The organism is Arthrobacter sp. B2060, assembly GCF_059090445.1.
The window spans coordinates 220,880-239,633 of record NZ_JBNHFR010000006.1 but is presented as its reverse complement, the minus strand read 5'-3'; the positions used below and the strand labels follow the sequence as shown (position 1 = coordinate 239,633).

Here is an 18,754-nt window from a genome sequence, read left to right as displayed (position 1 = left end):
TATCCATAAGGAGACAAATCATGGCTTCTCAACGAGGAGAGTCGGCTGCGCCGGCCAAGGCCGCGCGCAAAGGGCTGGACAAATCCCACTACCTTTACATTGCCGTCATCGCCGCAGTCATCTTGGGCGCACTGGTCGGCCTTCTGTTCCCTGAGGTCGGCAAATCACTGAAGCCGCTCGGCGACGGGTTCATCAAGCTCATCAAGATGATGATCGCCCCGATCATCTTCTGCACGATCGTCCTGGGCATCGGTTCCATCGCCAAGGCCGCAACGGTCGGCAAGGTCGGCGGTATGGCACTGGGCTACTTCGTGCTGATGTCGACGTTCGCCCTGGGCATCGGCCTCGTGGTCGGCAACCTGATCCACCCGGGTGATGGCCTGAAGCTGGCGCCGTATGACCCCAATAAGAAGGCCGAAGTAGACAGCACCGTTTCGTTCCTCCTGGGTATCATTCCGGGCGACATTCCGGTCCTGCCCACGCTCTTCGCCGCCATCCTCGTCGGTTTCGCGCTGCAGAAGATGGGCGCGCAGGGCGCCCCCGTCCTCAAGGCCATCGGCCACGGCCAGGCTGTGGTGTTCCGCATCCTCATCATGATCATGTGGCTGGCTCCGGTCGGTGCCTTCGGCGCCATCGCCGCGGTTGTCGGTGCCACGGGCTTCCAGGCGATCGTGAGCATGTTCACCCTGATGGCCGCCTTCTACATCACCTGTGCACTGTTCATCGTGGTCATCCTCGGCGGACTCCTGCAGGCGGTGGCAGGCGTGAACATCTTCAAGCTGATGAAGTACCTGGCACGCGAATACCTCCTCATCTTCTCCACCTCATCTTCCGAAGCCGCGCTGCCCCGCCTGATCGCCAAGCTCGAGCACCTGGGTGTCTCCAAGCCGGTCGTCGGCGTCACCGTTCCCACCGGTTACTCCTTCAACCTTGACGGCACCGCCATCTACCTGACGATGGCCTCCCTGTTCGTGGCCAACGCCATGGGGACCCCGCTGGACCTCGGTGCCCAGGTCTCCCTGCTGATCTTCATGATCATCGCTTCCAAGGGCGCTGCCGGTGTCACCGGTGCAGGCCTGGCCACGCTGGCCGCCGGCCTGCAGGCCCACAAGCCCGAACTGCTGGGCGGCGTCGGCATGATCGTCGGCATCGACCGCTTCATGTCCGAGGCCCGCGCGCTGACCAACTTCACCGGCAACGCGGTGGCCACGGTCCTGATCGGCACCTGGGTCAAGGAGATCGACAACGAGCAGGTCGGCCGCGTCCTGTCCGGCGAGGAGCCCTTCGACGAGCAGACCATGATTGCCACCCACCACGGTGTCCAGGAGACCCCGGCGCAGCAGCCCGTCCCGGCCAACGCCTAGGCTTCACAACCCCGGCTCATAGCCCAACGGCGCTCCGGCGCCGGCAACGCCCGCACAGGCCAGCCTGTGCGGGCGTTCTGCATGGGCGGGAGGCTAACCTTCGACCTCAAGTAAAAGGTCAAGGCTCAAACGCCATCAAAAGTCAAGTTCCACGAAATGCCGTGTCGGGCGCTGTAGCCTTGGGTGGAAGAAGCATGGGCGCCAGACCTCCAGCGGCCCCGGCACTCAGCGGCAGAGAAAAATCACCGTCATCGAAAGTGTGGATAGATACGTGAGCAGCGAACAGGGTTCAGCAACTCTGGAAGGCACGGAACTCGACCTGGAAGACGCCGTGATGGGTCCCACAGGCCGTCCCTACCGCGAATTTCCGGAGCCCGCGCCGCTGTCCTCCCATGGACCGGCCCGCGTGATTGCAATGGTCAACCAGAAGGGCGGCGTGGGAAAAACCACGTCAACCATCAACCTTGCGGCCGCGCTGGCGGAGTACGGCCGCCGCGTGCTGCTGGTGGACTTTGACCCCCAGGGGGCACTGTCCGCGGGGCTGGGCGTCAACCCGCACGAACTGGACCTTACCGTGTACAACGTCCTCATGGACCGCAAGGTGGACATTCGCGAGGCGATCCACACCACCGGCGTTGAGAATGTTGACCTGCTGCCGGCGAATATCGACCTGTCCGCCGCAGAGGTCCAGCTCGTCAATGAGGTGGCGCGCGAACAGGTCCTCGACCGCGCGCTGAAGAACATCGAGGATGACTATGACATCGTCCTGATCGACTGCCAGCCCTCGCTGGGCCTACTCACAGTGAATGCGCTCACGGCCGCCCATGGCGTGATCATCCCGCTGATCTGCGAGTTCTTCGCGCTGCGGGCCGTGGCCCTCCTGGTCGAAACCATTGACAAGGTCCAGGACCGCCTCAACCCCCGGCTACAGGTGGACGGGGTCCTGGCCACAATGTACGACGCCCGGACCCTGCACAGTCGCGAAGTCATCACCCGCCTCGTGGAGGCCTTCGGGGACAAAGTCTTTGAGACCGTCATCAAGCGCTCCATCAAGTTCGCCGATGCCACTGTCGCCGCTGAACCGATCACCAGCTATGCCGGCAACCACATCGGCGCCGACGCCTACCGCCGCCTTGCCAAGGAGCTCATTTCGCGCGGCGGCGCGCCGTAGCCTGGGCCGTGGCTGAGTCGGCAACTCCGCTCGCGGAACGCGGCCAGCCGGCGGGCACGGACGACGGCGGGGCCGCACCTAATGGGAACGCTGCGCCTGTCGCCGGCGATCCCGGCGCGAAGAAGCCGGGTTTCGAAGTCAGGCTGGCGAACTTCACTGGCCCCTTTGACCTGCTGCTGGGGCTGATCGCCAAGCACCAGATGGATATCACCGAGGTGGCACTCGCCACCGTGACCGATGAGTTCATCAAGTACATCCGGAACCTGCAGTCGCTGGGGGAGGAGTGGGCCCTGGACGAAGCCAGCGAATTCCTCGTCATCGCCGCCACCCTCCTGGACCTCAAGGCTGCCCGGCTGCTTCCGGCGGGTGAGGTCGAGGATGAGGACGACATCGCGCTGCTGGAGGCCCGGGACCTGCTTTTTGCCAGGCTGCTGCAGTACAAGGCGTTCAAGCAGGTGGCCGCCCTCATGGATGCGACGCTGGAACTTGAATCCAGGCGGTATCCGCGGCAGGTGGCCCTCGAGGAACACTTCGCCGCCATGCTGCCTGAACTCGTCTGGAAGCACACTCCGCAGCAGTTCGCGTCACTGGCGGAAGCTGCCCTGAAGCCCAAGGCCCCGAAACCCACCGAAGTCGGGCTCGCCCACCTGCACGGGAGCCCGGTCAGCGTTCGGGAACAGGCGGAGCTTATCGGGCTCCGCTTGCGGGAAGGCAGGCCGCTGTCATTCCGGTCGCTGATTGCCGACGCCGAATCCACCCTGGTGGTGGTTGCGCGTTTTCTGGCATTGCTGGAGCTCTTCCGCGACCAGGTCGTGGCGTTCGACCAGGTGGCGCCCCTCGGTGACCTGACAGTGCGGTGGACGGCATCCGGCGAATGGACCAGCGATCAATTGAGCGAAGAATACGAGGATCAGCCGTGAGTAAGTCCCAACAGGAACCGACGCCCGGCGACGGCACCGACGTCTCCGGGCTTCCGGGCGGAGCGCGGGCGGCCCTGGAGGCCGTGCTGATGGTGCTGGACGAACCGACGTCGGCTACGGACCTGGCCGCAGGGCTGAACCTGACCGTGGAAATGGTGGAGCAGCTGCTGCTGGACCTGCAGCGCGAGTATGACGGCTATACTGTTAAAGCCCCGGATATGGAAATCGCCAGTGACGCTGGCTTCACTTCCAGCCCCCGGGGTTTTGAATTGCGGAATGTTGCCGGAGGCTGGCGCATCTACTCCCGGGCTGAGTTCGCTGACATCGTCGGCGCCTTCGTCCTGGAAGGCCAGACAGCCAGGCTGACGCAGGCAGCACTTGAAACGCTTGCCGTCATCGCGTATCGGCAGCCCGTTTCCAGGGCCAGGGTGTCTGCAATTCGAGGGGTCAATGTCGACTCGGTCGTGCGGACGCTGATCCAGCGGGGACTGATCGAGGATTCCGGAACAGATCCGGAATCGGGGGCAATCCTGTACCGCACGACGTCGTATTTCCTTGAACGCATGGGAATCGGCTCGGTGGCTGAGCTGCCTCAGATTTCACAGCACCTTCCGGGGCTGGATGGAATCGATGAGTTTTACGACGCCGGAAGAATGTAGGCAGCTGCCTGCAGAACAGTATTTACCAGAGCAGATTTAATCTGCACGGCTGGCTAGTGTTGTCTTTGGACAACCGGTGCCGGTCACCATAACGAAGGACGGGTCATGACACAGGCGGGACGCCAGGGTTCACCACGTAACAGTTCGGGGCGTAAAGGTCCGGAACGCGATTCAGCGCGCGGCGCAGCGCAAAGCGGCCGTGGAGGCCAGCGCGGCGCCGGCTTCGGAGCGGGCCAGCGCGATTTTTCCAAGGGAGGCGACCGCCCGTTCGGCGACCGTCCCCACAAGGCCCCGAAGCCGCGCGAGGAGCGTTTCGTCGATCCCGACGAGTCGCCCGCCGGCAGGTCTTCCGCGGACTGGAAGGCCGGCGCCAAGCCGTCGGCCCGCAAAGCCGGAGCCCGCAAGCCCGGTGCAGGCAAGGCACCCGGAACGCCTGGTGCCCTCAAGCCCAAGCCCCGCGCAGGCGCACCCAAGACCGCCGCGTCACGCGCCTTCGGCAGCGAACGCTTCGGCCAGAATCTCGGTCCGGTCCGTAAGCCTTCCCGGAAGCGCGGCCCCCGTGGTGACGTTCCCCAGTCGGAAGTCCACGATGCCGACGGCGTCCGCCTGCAGAAGGTCATGGCCTCCGCAGGCGTCGCGTCTCGCCGCGTGTGTGAGGAGATGATCGCCGAAGGCCGCGTGGAAGTCGACGGCAAGGTCGTCACCGAGCTCGGCGTCCGCGTTGATCCCAAGACCGCCGTCATCCACGTGGACGGCCTCCGCATCCAGCTGGACGAAACCATGGTCTACATGGTCTTCAACAAGCCCAAGGGCGTTGTGTCCACCATGGAGGACCCCGACGGCCGCCCCTGCATCAGCGACTTCATCCGCAACAACCAGGGTGAACGCCTCTTCCACGTGGGCCGGCTTGACGTCGCCACCGAGGGGCTCCTGCTGCTGACGAACGACGGCGAACTGGCCAACCGCCTGACGCACCCTTCCTACGAGGTACCCAAGACGTACCTGGTCCAGGTCCGGGGTCCCTTCCCGCAGGGTATTGGCGCGCAGCTGAAGGCCGGCGTTGAACTCGAAGACGGCATCGCCTCCGTGGACTCCTTCCGCCTCGTGGACTCCACTCCGGGCCACGTGTTGATCGAAGTTGTGCTGCACTCCGGCAAGAACCGCATCGTTCGCCGGATGTTCGACGCCGTCGGGTTCCCCGTGCTGCGCCTCGTGCGTGTCAAGGTCGGCCCCATAGGTCTGGGCGACCAGCGCCAGGGAAGCATCCGCAACCTCGGCAGGCAGGAAGTCGGCCACCTGCTGGCATCCGTAGGACTCTAAGGCATGTCGGCATTTCGTAATCACGGCCGCGGGCACTTGAGCGGACCGGTCGTTGTTATCGGCACCGGCCTGCTCGGTACGAGCATCGGCCTTGGTCTCCGCGGCCGCGGCTTGGCCGTGTACCTCTCCGATCCATCGCCAACCAACCAGGCCGTTGCCGTGGATATCGGCGCCGGCCTGCCCTTGGCGGCGATGGAAGGGGAGCAGCCGGAACTCGTTGTCGTGGCTTCCCCGCCGGACGTGACGGCTGACGTCGTCGAACGTGCGCTGTCCGACTACCCGGACGCCACCGTCGTGGACATTGCCAGTGTCAAGGCAGACATCCAGAACGAGCTGCGCCGCCGCGGCGTGGACCTGTCCCGGTACGTTGGCACCCACCCCATGGCCGGGCGGGAGAAGTCCGGGCCCGTTGCTGCCCGCGGCGAGCTCTTCACGTCCATGCCCTGGGTGGTCTGCCCGTCGGAGGAAACCTCGGCCGCGGCCCTGCAGACCGCAAGGGCCATGGCGACGGATCTGGGCGCCCTCGTGTCGCAGTTCACTGCCGAGGAACACGACGAAGCCGTGGCCTTGGTCTCCCACCTGCCCCAGGTGATGTCCTCGCTGCTGGCCAGCCGTCTGCAGGGCACACCCCTGCATGCACTGTCCCTGGCCGGCAACGGGTTGCGTGACGTCACCCGGATCGCCGCCAGCGACCCGACGCTCTGGGTGCAGATCCTCGGAGCCAATGCCGGGAAAGTCGTGGAGATTCTTTACGGTGTCAGGGAAGACCTCAACAGGCTGATCGGCACGCTGGAAGACCCGGCAGCACCGGGTGCCCGGCTGGACCTCGCCCAGCTGATGAGCGAAGGCAATGCCGGACAGGCGCGGATTCCGGGCAAGCATGGCGGGCCTCCGCAGGCCTATTCATGGCTCACCGTGCTGGTGGATGACAGGCCGGGGCAGATCGCCCGGCTGCTGACGGAGATCGGCGAAATCGGCGTCAATGTCGAGGACCTGCGGCTGGACCACTCGTCCGGCCAGAACGTCGGCATGGTGGAGCTGTCCGTCCTGCCCAACCGACACGATCTCCTCATTGAAGCCCTCAACGACCGTGGATGGCGGGTACTGCAGTAATGACACAGGAACTTCTAGACACGATGCCGGCGCTCCGACTGGGCAAGCCGCTCGTGGTCGCCATCGACGGACCGTCGGGATCCGGCAAGTCCAGCGTCAGTAAGGAAGTGGCCCGCCGCCTCCATCTCGCCTACCTGGACACCGGCGCCATGTACCGTGCGCTGACTTGGTTTTGCCTGGACCGCGGCACCGACCTTAATGACGCCTCCGCAGTCGAGCTTGCTGCCGAAGACCTGCCGCTGGAAATCAGCACCACGCCGCACGAGGAGTATGTGCGGGTGGACGGCACCGATGTCACGGCAGCCATTCGGGAACCAGAAATCTCCGCGGCTGTCAGCGCTGTGGCCACCACCCTTGGGGCCCGGACCGAGCTCATCCGCCGCCAGCGCTCACTGATCGACAAGCACCACCGCCGCATGGTGGTGGAAGGCAGGGACATCACCACCGTCGTCGTTCCCGGGGCGGAAGTCCGCATGTTGCTCACCGCCAGCGAAGAGGCGCGGCTGCGGAGGCGCGGGATCCAGCTGGGCGGCACGCAGACTGCCGAGCAGTTGGCCGCCCAGGTGACCCAACGGGACGCCAAGGACTCGACCGTGGTGAATTTCACGCAGGCGGCCGACGGCGTGGTGATCCTCGATTCGTCAGACCTGGACTTCGAGGAAACCGTGAGCGCGGCACTGCGGATCGTCACCAAGGTGATCAACCATGAGTGACGCCGCGAAGGACGCCGCACCCGGACTTCCTGCGCGCTGGACCATGGGATGGAGCCGGCCTGTGGGCTGGCTGCTGGACCACGTGGTCTACCGGACCTCCGTCACGGGGCGCTCCAACGTCCCGACCCATGGCCCGGTGATTTTTGCCGGCAACCACATCAGCTACCTGGACGGCCCGGTCATGTTCGGGGCTTCGCCCCGTCCCATGCACATCCTGGTCAAAAGGGAGATGTTCAAGGGGTTCCTCGGAGGCGTGCTGCGGGCTTCAGGCCAGCTGCCGGTGGACCGCTCCGGCGACCGGGCCGCGCTGCAGGTCAGCAAAGCCCTGCTCGATGCCGGCCGCTGCATCGGGATCCTGCCCGAGGGCAGCCGGGGGAGCGGGAAGGCCGCGGGCATCAGCAACGGTGTCGCCTGGCTCGCCCTGAACTCGCAGGCCACCATTGTGCCGGTGGCCATTCTGGGCACGCGGCAGGGCGGCGAGCACCTTGACACGGTTCCCCGCCCCGGCCGGAGGCTTCACGTCAGCTTTGGCCAAGCGGTCACCATCAGCCGGAATCCCGGCGAGACCGGGCGTGCTTCAATGGACAGGGCGGCAAAGGAAATCCGCGCCGCGCTGGCGAGCCACGTCCAAGACACGATTCATCTCAGCGGGCAGGCCCTGCCTTCCGCGGATTTCCCCCACGAACTTACAGACGCAGTAGCCGGGTCGCCGGCAGATCACCACTAAGGAAAGTGCAATGAGCGATACGACTCAAACTTCCGGCCGCTCCGGCGCCGGCGAAGACGAATACACGCCCACCGGCACCGACCAGGTGGCTGAGCATCTCGCAGCCCTGGACGATGAGGAGGCAGAGCTCCGCGCGGCCTCGCTCCGGGCGGGACTGGACGACTACGAACTCGACGAGGAAGACGCCGCCCTCCTCAGCGGCCGCTACGAGGACGAGGACCTGGAAGGCCCAGTCAAGCTGGACCCCGTCCTGGCGATCATCGGACGCCCCAACGTCGGCAAGTCCACACTTGTCAACCGCATCCTGGGCCGCCGCGAGGCTGTCGTGGAGGACACCCCCGGCGTGACCCGCGACCGTGTGATGTACTCCGCCCACTGGAACGGGCGCAATTTCACTGTCGTGGACACCGGTGGGTGGGAGCATGACGCGCGCGGTATCCACGCCCGGGTTGCCGAACAGGCGGAAATGGCCGTGGAGCTTGCTGACGCCGTGCTGTTCGTTGTCGACTCCGCCGTGGGTGCGACGGCCACGGACGAAGGCGTCATGAAGATGCTGCGCAAGAGCAAGAAGCCCGTCATCATGGTGGCCAACAAAGTCGATGACTTTGCGCAGGAAGCGGACTCCGCCACCTTGTGGGGCCTCGGCTTCGGCGAGCCGTACCCCGTCTCGGCCCTTCATGGCCGCGGAGTTGCGGACCTCCTGGACCACGTCATGGACACGCTTCCGGAGTTCTCCACCATTGAGGGACTCGAACGCTCCGGTGGCCCCCGCCGCGTAGCCTTGATCGGCAGGCCCAATGTGGGCAAGTCATCCCTGCTGAACAAGCTCGCCGGCTCGGAGCGCGTGGTGGTGGACAACACCGCCGGCACCACCCGCGACCCGGTGGATGAATTCATCGAGCTCGGCGGGCGCACCTGGCGCTTCGTCGACACCGCAGGGATCCGGCGGCGCCAGCACATGGCGCAGGGCGCCGACTTCTACGCGTCCCTGCGGACGCAAAGCGCACTCGAAAAGGCGGAGGTCGCCGTCGTGCTCCTGGCCGTGGACGAGGTGCTGAGCGAGCAGGATGTCCGTATCCTGCAGCTGGCCATCGAATCGGGACGCGCCCTGGTGCTCGCGTTCAACAAGTGGGACCTCCTCGACGACGAGCGCCGCCGGTATCTAGAACGCGAAATCGAGCAGGACCTGGCCCACGTTGAATGGGCTCCGCGCGTCAACATCTCGGCCAAGACCGGCTGGCACAAGGACCGCCTCGTGCCCGCACTGGATCTTGCGCTCGAGAACTGGGACAAGCGCATCCCGACCGGCCGGCTCAACGCCTTCCTGGGCGAGCTGGTGGCCGCGCACCCGCACCCGGTCCGCGGCGGCAAGCAGCCCAGGATCCTCTTCGGCACGCAGGCCTCCAGCCGCCCGCCGAAGTTCGTCCTCTTCACCACCGGCTTCCTGGACCCGGGTTACCGCCGGTTCATCACCCGGCGGTTGCGTGAAACGTTCGGCTTCGAAGGAACACCCATCGAAGTCAACATGCGTGTCCGGGAAAAACGTGGCAAGAAGCGTTAATTAGGACACACCGGACCCGTGGCGGACGAAAATGTCACGGGCACCCTCCGGAATCGTGTAAGCTTTTGGAGGTGGTTCGGCCGGACTGCTTAGATGAAATTCTTCTGAAGTTCATCGAAGCGGAGAACGGCAGAACTGACGGGCTGTAGCGCAGCTTGGTAGCGCACTTGACTGGGGGTCAAGGGGTCGCAGGTTCAAATCCTGTCAGCCCGACCAAAGAAGATGCAGGTCAGAGGCCGTCTTCGGAGAAATCCGAAGGCGGCCTTTTCTGCATAACGAACAGATTGCAGCTGATGCTAAAGACGCGGCCTTCAACGCGAGGCGCCCGGAACGCGGGTCTGAGCATCGACCTCGCCGACTAACGGTCCAGCAGATTTTTCCTGCCCCAATCACCCGGGCTGCTACTTGAGGAACCGAGACGTCCGGCGGTCAGCCAGGACCTTGCCCTTGGTCTGGCAGGTGGGGCAGTACTGGAGTGCAGTGTCAGCGAAGGACACTTCGCGGACGGTGTCACCGCAGACCGGGCACGGCAGTCCGGTGCGGCCATGGACTCTCATGCCGCCCCGCTTCGTATCCTTCAGGTCGCCGGGCGCCTTGCCCGCTGCTTCCTGCACGGCCGCTCCGAGAACGCTGTGAATGGCCTCGTACAGGGCACGCACGCTCTGTTCGTCCAAAGAATCGGCCATGGCGTAGGGCGAGATCTTTGCCGCATGGAGGATTTCATCGCTGTACGCGTTTCCTATCCCGGCAATCACACTCTGGCTTCGCAGCACACCCTTGACCTGGTGGGGGTTGGCGGCCAGGATCCCGGCGAACATCGCAAGGCTGAACCCGGGGTCCAGCGGATCGGGGCCAAGGGCCGCGATTCCCGGCACCGCAAGAGGATCGGTGACCACGTAGACGGCAAGGCTCTTCTTGGTGCCGGCTTCGGTCAGGTCTATGCCGATATGTAGGCCGTCGCTGCCGGCGAACGCCAGCCTCGCCGCAATGGGGCTCTTGCCGGGCCGGAGCGGAGCCGTGGAGGGCGCCTCCGTGTAACGCACCCAACCGGCGCGGGCGAGATGGAAGACGAAGTGCAGTCCGTCGGCGTCTATGCTGACGAACTTGCCGAACCGCCGGACGCCGGTGACAGTGCGGCCTTCGAGGGCCGTATAGGGAGGATCGGCCGTCTTGAGTACGGCCACGGAGAGGACCTGAAGCTTCGTCAGCACGGTGCCTTCAAGGTGCGTGCCAAGAAAGGAACTCAGACCGGCCACTTCGGGTAGTTCTGGCATGCCCCCACTGTGGCACAACGCGGCAGGCGTGTCAGCGCCCGAGCCCGGATGATGTGGTTTCGGTGCCGTCTCCCGCCTGAACCATGTGCCTATACTTTCAGCGGTGGCTTGTTCCCTACGCCTCCGTTGACATTGGTGATTGACCCGATGAAAGGCCCCTGATGAGCAACATTCCCTCTGAGCTGTCCTACACCGCGGAACACGAATGGGTATCCGCGCCGAACGCCGACGGTGTGGTCCGGATCGGGATCACTGACTTTGCCCAGGACGCCCTCGGCGACGTCGTGTACGCCCAGATGCCCGAAATTGGAACGGCGGTGACGGCGAACGACGTCATTGGCGAGGTTGAGTCCACCAAGAGCGTCAGCGATATTTACGCCCCGGTAACCGGTGAAATTGTGGCCAGGAACGAGGCCCTGGACAGCGATTCAGCCCTCATCAACTCCGATCCCTACGGAGAGGGCTGGCTCATCGAGGTCAAGCTTGCGGAACCTGACGCGGTGGACTCCCTGCTCAGTGCATCGGAGTACGAACAACAGGTAGGCTAAAGCTAGCTGTTCGCGCTAAGCCGGGCCTGGTATCCAGTGCTGGTTTCCAGTCTTGGGGTCCAAAGGCCCGGCCGGCGCACGGCAAACCGGAGGTGCCACGCATTTCCGGACGGTACGCGTTGATTGCAGGGGGACATCTGCAACGAAGGAGGAGGAATCCATGGTTGGCGGCGAACAGAACCACACCGGCGGTGATTACGGCACGGACGTGGGCAGGGCCACGGAGACAACCTCGATCAACCTCACTCCGGTCCGCGACGAGCCAACGATCGTGCCCAAGCTTTCTCCGGAGGAGAGGACGGCCGTGGAGGCGTTGCCCTCCGGCTCCGCATTGCTGGTAGCACACAGCGGCCCCAACTCGGGCGCCCGTTTCTTGCTCGACTCCGACGTCACCACCGCCGGGCGGCACCCGGATGCAGACATTTTTCTTGACGACGTGACCGTCTCGCGCCGGCATGTCGAATTCCGCCGCACTCCCCGCAGCTTCGAAGTCGTGGACACCGGCAGCCTCAACGGCACGTATGTCAACCATGACCGCGTGGACAGCGTGGAGCTGAAGTCCGGAAACGAAGTCCAGATCGGCAAGTTCCGACTCACCTTCTACCTGAGCCCTGCCCGCGCAGCAGGACGCGCCTGATTCGGAGCGGCTGCCTGTGGCAATGGCACAACCGGAGCGCCGTGGACCCCTGGTCCTGAACATCGGGGAGGTCCTCGCTCAGTTGAGCGACGATTTCCCGAGCATGACGGCGTCTAAAATCAGGTTCCTTGAGGAAAAAGGACTTATCAATCCCCGGCGAACGCCGGCAGGCTACCGGCAGTACTCAGACAGCGACGTAGAGCGTCTGCGGTTTGTCCTGTCACTCCAGCGCGACCAATACCTGCCGCTGAAGGTGATCAAGGATTATCTTGATGCCATCGACCGGGGAGAGCGTCCGGATAACCTTCCGCCCGGCGTGACCGTCTCTCCGCGGATCGTTTCCGATGAGCTGGCGGCTGAACTTCAGAACAAGTCGCGCAAGCTCAGCGAGGAACAGTTGCGGGCGGAGTCCGGCGCGAGCGTGCCGCTTCTGCAGTCGCTGCTCAGTTTCGGGCTGATCGGTCATTCGAACGGCATGTTCGATGAGCACGCCCTGCAGGTGGCGCGCGCCTGCGTTCAGCTGGAGGGCCACGGACTGGAACCCCGCCATCTGCGGCCCTTCCAGGCGGCGGCTGAGCGGGAGTTCGGGCTGGTGGAACGGGCCGTTGCAACGCTGACGTCCCGCAAGGATGCAGCCTCGCAGGCCAGGGCCGCAGAGGCGGCCCGGGAAATCAGCGACCTTTGCCTGACCCTGCACCGGGCTCTGGTCCAGGACCGTATTTCACGGATGGAGATCTGATGATCGAAGTCGAGATTGTGGGCGTCCGGATCGAGCTGCCCTCCAACCAGCCCCTGGTGCTCCTGAGGGAGATCCACGGGGAGCGCCACGTGCCCATCTGGATCGGCACGCCGGAAGCCAGCGCGATCGCCTTGGCGCAGCAGGGCGTGGTACCGCCGCGCCCCATGACGCATGACCTCTTGGTGGACGTCGTGGAAACGCTCGGACATGCCGTGGTGAGCGTCAACATCGTGGCCGTGGAAGACAACATCTTCTACGGACAACTCCAGTTCGATAACGGCGCCACCGTCAGTTCCAGAGCGTCGGATGCCCTGGCCATCGCCCTGCGCGCGAAATGCCGGATCTGGTGCGCGGATTCTGTGATGGATGAGGCCGGAGTGCGGATCACCGAACACGACGAGGGGGAGGACACAGAGCAGGGCCCCACCGTGGACGAAGAAAGTGAATTGCGCCAGTTCCGTGAGTTCCTGGATGACGTGGAGCCGGAAGACTTCGACGGCTAAGGTCACGTTAAGGTTAAAGTTCAGGCTGAAAGTTTCGACACGCCCTTTCAATGACCTGAACATCTTTGACCTTGGGCCCTGGCAGGCCTAACGTCGAAGGTACCAAGTTCCCATTGCGTACAACAGCCGCGCGGGTCACACTGGAAAGTGCTACTCCGGCGGAATTACATGCATGAGTTTCATTTTGACTCCCGTGCGTGCAGTGCTGTTGCAGCAAGTTCCCCAGGGGAGCTCATGACAAGGAGGATCCACGTGAGTCCGAAAGGCGAAGCAGGCGAGCTGAAGCAGCCCTCAACGGCCGGCGTAGCTGTGCCCGCAAGCGGTGCTCAGGGCCTTCTCTTCACTGAGGACCTCCCGGTCTTGGACGAGGACGCCGGATACCGCGGACCCACGGCCTGCAAAGCGGCCGGAATAACGTACCGCCAACTGGATTACTGGGCCCGGACCGGCCTGGTTGAACCGGCTGTCCGCGGCGCCGCCGGCTCCGGTTCGCAGCGGCTGTACGGCTTCCGCGACATTTTGGTCCTGAAGGTGGTCAAGCGGCTGCTTGACACCGGTGTATCTCTCCAGCAGATCCGTTCAGCCGTGGAACACCTGCGTGAGCGCGGCGTCGAAGACCTCGCACAGATCACCCTCATGAGCGATGGCGCCAGCGTGTATGAATGTACGTCCGCCGATGAGGTCATCGACCTCGTCCAGGGCGGACAGGGTGTATTTGGCATCGCTGTCGGCCGCGTATGGCGCGAAGTTGAAGGGAGCCTCGCGTCCCTGCCCAGCGAACATGCCAGCGACCAGACCTTTCCCGATGACGAGCTGAGCAAGCGCCGGGCCGCCCGCAAGACCGGCTAAGCCCGGACACCTTCCTGGGCATCCAGAGGATTTATGGCTCCAGAAGATTAAGAGCGAAGGCCGCCTCCCCATCGGGGAGGCGGCCTTCGCTCTTTCGGGCGCGCGTGGCTCAGCGGTTACTGCGGCTGCGGCTCGCCCGGCCGGCCGACATCAGGTTGCCCAGGAGTGCGTCGAACAGTCCGGCCGCTGACTTGGCGGAGTCGCCGGGCCAGTGGTGGATGGAATGCGCGGCGCCCTGGATCTGCTGCCAGTTTGCCTGTTCCGGAATGTGGGGCGTCAGCAGGAGGTCACCGAACATCGACTGCATTTCGGCCAGGCGGAACGCGTGCTCGGAAGACCCGCTTCGGACCCGGTTGGCGACGATGCCTGCAGGGGACAGATTGGGGGCGAATTCCTGGCGGAACAGCTGTATGGCCCGCATGGTGCGCTCAGTCCCCGCCACGGAGAACAGGCCGGGCTCGGCCACAAGAGCCACCTTGGTGCTGGCGGACCAGGCCATGCGGGTCAGTCCATTCAGGGACGGAGGGCAGTCCACCAGGACGAGCTCATACTTCTCCGCACCTGCCAAAACGGCGGAGAGCCGGCGGAGGTCCCGCTTGCCGAGGTCGGGGCGGTCATACACCCCGGTGTAGGCGGAGCCCACGGCAACGTCCAGGACGGCGGGACCCGAGCCGTTGCTTTGGACCCGCCCGGTCCACCCGCTGGAAACGACATTCTCCGGAAGCCGGGCCTTGCGGGGATTCTTGAGCATCCGGCCGATATCCAGCTTGTCACTCGGCTGCACTCCCAGGGCAGTGCTGGCGTCGGCATGGGGATCCAGATCCACAACGAGGGTGGGGATGCCGGCGGCCAGTGCCGCAGACGCCAATCCGGTTGTGACGGATGTCTTGCCGACACCGCCTTTGAGGCTGCTGATGCTGACTACTTGCACTTGAAAACCAATACCTAACGCCGGTTGCCGTGTTGGGGTAGTTGATGTTCCGGTACTGCCGGAACAGGGGGACAGGCTTCGCCGCCCCATTCATCATATGTGGAGCCGGCGCCTAATCCCTTCTTATCGGGTCCGGGCATGGCTCGCCGGGCGGCTCTTCCGGGTCCCGGCCGGGGAGGGAATGAATGTGGCTGCGAAATGACGGATAATTCTGTGACGGTCAACACAATGATTTGTGTTTCACGGCACGCGTCTTACACACTGTGACCACTTACCGATACACCCGCGATGATGCAGGAGCAGCATGTTTTCCAAGATTCTGGTGGCCAACCGCGGTGAAATCGCAATCCGCGCGTTCCGCGCCGGCTACGAGCTGGGCGCCAAGACAGTCGCCGTTTTCCCCAACGAGGACCGTAACTCGATCCACCGCCAGAAGGCCGACGAGGCGTATCTGATTGGCGAGGAAGGCCACCCCGTCCGGGCCTACCTGGACGTTGACGAGGTGGTGCGGGTAGCTAAGGAAGCCGGCGCGGATGCCATTTACCCCGGCTACGGTTTCCTTTCCGAAAATCCGGACCTTGCGCGGGCAGCCAAGGCTGCCGGCATCACCTTCGTCGGGCCGCCCGCCGAGGTCCTCGAGCTCGCCGGCAACAAAGTCGCCGCGCTGGAGGCTGCCCGCAAGGCCGGCGTCCCCGTGCTGAAGTCCAGTGCCCCCTCGAAGGACCTCGATGAGCTGATCGCCGCTGCCGACGAGATCGGCTTCCCGATCTTCGCCAAGGCCGTGGCCGGCGGTGGTGGACGCGGCATGCGCCGCGTTGATACCCGCGAAGCGCTGCCCGAGGCGCTGCAGTCCGCGATGCGCGAGGCTGACGCAGCGTTCGGTGACCCAACCATGTTCCTTGAGCAGGCCGTGCTCCGTCCGCGGCACATTGAGGTGCAGATCCTGGCCGACGCCGAGGGCAACGTCATGCACCTCTTCGAGCGTGACTGTTCCATTCAGCGGCGCCACCAGAAGGTTATCGAAATCGCTCCGGCCCCTAACCTGGACGAAGGCATCCGGCAGGCCCTGTACCGCGACGCCGTGAAGTTCGCCAAGGCCCTCAACTACGTCAATGCAGGAACCGTCGAGTTCCTCGTGGATACCGTGGGGGAGCGCGCCGGGCAGCACGTCTTCATCGAAATGAACCCCCGCATCCAGGTGGAGCACACGGTCACGGAGGAGGTCACCGACGTCGACCTCGTCCAGGCGCAGATGCGGATTGCCTCCGGCGAAACCCTGGCCGACCTTGGCCTTTCTCAGGAGACCGTGTTCCTCAAGGGCGCGGCGCTGCAGTGCCGCATCACCACCGAGGACCCGGCCAACGGCTTCCGCCCCGACGTCGGAAAGATCACCGGCTACCGTTCGGCCGGCGGCGCCGGCGTAAGGCTCGACGGCGGTACGGTTTACTCGGGTGCCGAAATCAGCCCCCACTTTGACTCGATGCTCGTCAAGCTCACCTGCCGCGGCAGGGATTATCCGGCCGCTGTGGCCAGGGCTCGCCGTGCCCTTGCCGAGTTCCGCATCCGTGGGGTGTCCACCAACATTTCCTTCCTGCAGGCCGTCCTCGACGACGCCGACTTCATCGCGGGCGACGTCGCCACGTCCTTTATCGACGAGCGCCCGCAGCTGCTGAAGGCCCGTGTCTCGGCCGACCGCGGTACCAAGCTGCTGACGTGGCTGGCTGAGGTCACCGTCAACAAGCCCAATGGCGAGCTCACAGTCCACACCGACCCGGCCGATAAGCTGCCGGCCGTGCGGGAAAACGAATTCCAGCCGGGTTCGCGCCAGCGGCTGCAGGAGCTGGGGCCGGAAGGCTTTGCCCGTGCCCTGCGCGAGCAGACGGCTGTAGCCGTCACGGACACGACGTTCCGTGATGCCCACCAGTCCCTGCTGGCCACCCGCGTCCGCACCCGGGACCTGGTGGCTGCCGGTCCTGCAGTGTCCTCGCTGCTTCCCGGCCTGCTCTCCGTCGAGGCCTGGGGCGGCGCCACCTACGACGTCGCACTGCGGTTCCTGGGCGAGGATCCCTGGGACCGTCTGGCGGCGCTGCGGAAGGCGCTGCCGAACATCTGCCTGCAGATGCTGCTCCGTGGCCGGAACACCGTGGGCTACACCCCGTACCCGGAAGAGGTGACCGAGGCGTTCGTCAACGAGGCGGCCGCTACCGGCATCGACATCTTCCGGATCTTCGACGCCCTGAACGACGTCAACCAGATGGCGCCGGCCATTCGCGCGGTCCGTGCCACCGGCACCGCCGTCGCCGAGGTTGCCCTCTGCTACACGGGTGACCTGCTCGACCCGGAGGAAAACCTCTACACGCTGGACTACTACCTGGAGCTGGCGCAGAAGATCGTCGACGCCGGCGCCCACATCCTCGCCATCAAGGACATGGCGGGGCTGCTGCGGCCGGCCGCGGCCGCCAAACTGGTCCGTGCCCTCCGGGAAAGGTTCGACCTCCCCGTCCACCTCCACACCCACGACACTGTTGGCGGGCAGCTCGCAACGCTCCTCGCAGCGGTGGACGCTGGCGTGGATGCCGTGGACGTCGCATCGGCCTCCCTGGCCGGAACAACCAGCCAGCCCTCAGCGTCCGCACTGGTCGCGGCGCTGGCACACACGGAGCGGGATACCGGGCTCAGCCTCGCCAACGTCAGCTCGCTGGAACCGTACTGGGAGGCAGTGCGGAGGGTGTACGCCCCGTTCGAGTCCGGACTGCCGGGACCCACAGGCCGTGTCTACCAGCACGAAATCCCGGGCGGCCAGCTCTCCAACCTCCGGCAGCAGGCCATGGCACTCGGCCTGGGCGAGCGGTTCGAAGCCATCGAGGACATGTACACCGCCGCGGACCGCATTCTGGGTCGCCTCGTGAAGGTTACGCCTTCCTCGAAGGTGGTGGGGGATCTCGCCCTGCACCTGGTGGGTCTGAACGCCGACCCCGCCGATTTCAATGAGAACCCGCAGAACTACGACGTCCCGGACTCGGTGATTGGCTTCCTGTCCGGCGAGCTCGGTGACCCGCCTGGGGGCTGGCCTGAGCCGTTCCGCACCAAGGCGCTGCAGGGCCGCAAGATCAAGGTCCGCGACGCCGAGCTCAGCGCCGAAGACAGCGCTGCGCTTCGCGGGGATTCGAAGACCCGGCAGCAGACACTGAACCGCCTGCTCTTCGCCGGCCCCACCAAGGACTACCTGAAGAGCGTGGAGACGTACGGCAACGTTTCTGTCCTGGACACCCGCGACTACCTCTACGGACTGCAGCGTGGCCAGGAGCACGTCATCCAGCTGGAGAAGGGTGTCCGCCTCATAGCCTCGCTCGAGGCCGTCTCGGAGCCGGACGAGAAGGGCATGCGCTCTGTCATGTGCACGCTCAACGGCCAGTCCCGTCCTGTCTCGGTCCGTGACAAGTCTGTGGTCAGCAACGTCAAGACAGCCGAAAAGGCCGACCCGGCGCAGCCTGGACAGGTCGCTGCACCCTTCGCTGGCGCTGTCACGGTGACGGCCAAGGTAGGCGACACGGTCAAGGCCGGCGACACCGTTGCCACCATCGAGGCCATGAAGATGGAGGCATCCATCACGACGCCAGTGGGCGGCAAAGTCACGCGGATCGCCATTTCCTCTGTGGAACAGGTCCAGGGCGGAGACCTGCTGCTCGTTGTTGAGTAGATGACTGTTGAATAGCTGACTGGAC

17 protein-coding genes and 1 tRNA gene are annotated in these 18,754 nt (G+C 64.9%); 16 read left to right on the top strand and 2 right to left on the bottom strand.

What is annotated here, in order from left to right; genetic code table 11:
• Positions 1–20: 20 nt before the first annotated feature.
• The 10 genes from AC5RUM_RS13130 (at position 21) to AC5RUM_RS13085 (ending at position 9,764) form a co-directional block, all read left to right on the top strand.
• Positions 21–1,364: a cation:dicarboxylate symporter family transporter gene (locus AC5RUM_RS13130; protein WP_494035314.1), complete on the top strand. Its 1,344-nt coding sequence runs from the start codon at positions 21–23 to the stop codon at positions 1,362–1,364.
• A gap of 271 nt (positions 1,365–1,635) precedes the next feature.
• Positions 1,636–2,535, top strand: coding sequence for a ParA family protein (locus AC5RUM_RS13125; RefSeq protein WP_400581414.1), 900 nt, complete (start codon positions 1,636–1,638; stop codon positions 2,533–2,535).
• A gap of 143 nt (positions 2,536–2,678) precedes the next feature.
• On the top strand, positions 2,679–3,455 hold the full coding sequence (locus AC5RUM_RS13120) for a segregation and condensation protein A (RefSeq protein ID WP_494035349.1): 777 nt from the start codon (positions 2,679–2,681) through the stop codon (positions 3,453–3,455).
• Positions 3,452–4,114 (top strand): SMC-Scp complex subunit ScpB, encoded by a 663-nt coding sequence (gene scpB / locus AC5RUM_RS13115; RefSeq protein WP_494035313.1) that lies wholly within the window; start codon positions 3,452–3,454, stop codon positions 4,112–4,114. Before AC5RUM_RS13120 ends, scpB begins: the two co-directional genes overlap by 4 nt.
• 105 nt (positions 4,115–4,219) lie before the next feature.
• Positions 4,220–5,434 (top strand): pseudouridine synthase, encoded by a 1,215-nt coding sequence (locus AC5RUM_RS13110; protein WP_494035312.1) that lies wholly within the window; start codon positions 4,220–4,222, stop codon positions 5,432–5,434.
• A 3-nt stretch (positions 5,435–5,437) separates the two neighbouring features.
• Positions 5,438–6,547 carry a prephenate dehydrogenase gene (locus tag AC5RUM_RS13105; RefSeq protein ID WP_494035311.1) on the top strand — a complete coding sequence of 370 codons (1,110 nt, stop codon included), beginning with the start codon at positions 5,438–5,440 and terminating at the stop codon, positions 6,545–6,547.
• Entirely contained in the window at positions 6,547–7,260 is a 714-nt protein-coding gene (gene cmk / locus AC5RUM_RS13100; RefSeq protein ID WP_494035310.1) for a (d)CMP kinase, read from the top strand. The genes AC5RUM_RS13105 and cmk overlap by 1 nt, the downstream gene beginning before the upstream one ends.
• Positions 7,261–7,303: 43 nt before the next feature.
• Entirely contained in the window at positions 7,304–7,987 is a 684-nt protein-coding gene (locus AC5RUM_RS13095) for a lysophospholipid acyltransferase family protein (RefSeq protein WP_494035348.1), read from the top strand.
• Between the two features lie 10 nt (positions 7,988–7,997).
• A complete protein-coding gene (gene der / locus AC5RUM_RS13090) occupies positions 7,998–9,548 on the top strand; it encodes a ribosome biogenesis GTPase Der (protein ID WP_400581405.1) in 1,551 nt (516 codons plus the stop codon).
• A 139-nt stretch (positions 9,549–9,687) separates the two neighbouring features.
• Positions 9,688–9,764: transfer RNA gene (locus AC5RUM_RS13085), tRNA-Pro, on the top strand.
• Positions 9,765–9,949: 185 nt separating this feature from the next.
• Here the strand turns inward: AC5RUM_RS13085 and AC5RUM_RS13080 are convergent.
• On the bottom strand, positions 9,950–10,822 hold the full coding sequence (locus tag AC5RUM_RS13080) for an Fpg/Nei family DNA glycosylase (RefSeq protein WP_494035309.1): 873 nt from the start codon (positions 10,820–10,822) through the stop codon (positions 9,950–9,952).
• A 161-nt stretch (positions 10,823–10,983) separates the two neighbouring features.
• Between AC5RUM_RS13080 and gcvH the strand changes: the two genes are divergently transcribed.
• The 5 genes from gcvH (at position 10,984) to AC5RUM_RS13055 (ending at position 14,098) form a co-directional block, all read left to right on the top strand.
• Positions 10,984–11,370 carry a glycine cleavage system protein GcvH gene (gene gcvH / locus AC5RUM_RS13075; RefSeq protein ID WP_400581401.1) on the top strand — a complete coding sequence of 129 codons (387 nt, stop codon included), beginning with the start codon at positions 10,984–10,986 and terminating at the stop codon, positions 11,368–11,370.
• A 160-nt stretch (positions 11,371–11,530) separates the two neighbouring features.
• Entirely contained in the window at positions 11,531–12,007 is a 477-nt protein-coding gene (locus AC5RUM_RS13070) for an FHA domain-containing protein (RefSeq protein ID WP_494035308.1), read from the top strand.
• Between the two features lie 22 nt (positions 12,008–12,029).
• Positions 12,030–12,746, top strand: coding sequence for a transcriptional regulator FtsR (ftsR, locus tag AC5RUM_RS13065; protein WP_494035307.1), 717 nt, complete (start codon positions 12,030–12,032; stop codon positions 12,744–12,746).
• Entirely contained in the window at positions 12,746–13,249 is a 504-nt protein-coding gene (locus AC5RUM_RS13060; RefSeq protein ID WP_205652606.1) for a bifunctional nuclease family protein, read from the top strand. The genes ftsR and AC5RUM_RS13060 overlap by 1 nt, the downstream gene beginning before the upstream one ends.
• Before the next feature lie 252 nt (positions 13,250–13,501).
• Positions 13,502–14,098, top strand: coding sequence for a MerR family transcriptional regulator (locus AC5RUM_RS13055; protein WP_215051712.1), 597 nt, complete (start codon positions 13,502–13,504; stop codon positions 14,096–14,098).
• A gap of 109 nt (positions 14,099–14,207) precedes the next feature.
• Here AC5RUM_RS13055 and AC5RUM_RS13050 read toward each other — a convergent pair whose 3' ends face one another.
• Entirely contained in the window at positions 14,208–15,029 is an 822-nt protein-coding gene (locus AC5RUM_RS13050) for a ParA family protein (protein ID WP_494035306.1), read from the bottom strand.
• A gap of 304 nt (positions 15,030–15,333) precedes the next feature.
• Between AC5RUM_RS13050 and AC5RUM_RS13045 the strand changes: the two genes are divergently transcribed.
• Positions 15,334–18,729 carry a pyruvate carboxylase gene (locus tag AC5RUM_RS13045; RefSeq protein WP_494035305.1) on the top strand — a complete coding sequence of 1,132 codons (3,396 nt, stop codon included), beginning with the start codon at positions 15,334–15,336 and terminating at the stop codon, positions 18,727–18,729.
• Positions 18,730–18,754 lie beyond the last annotated feature (25 nt).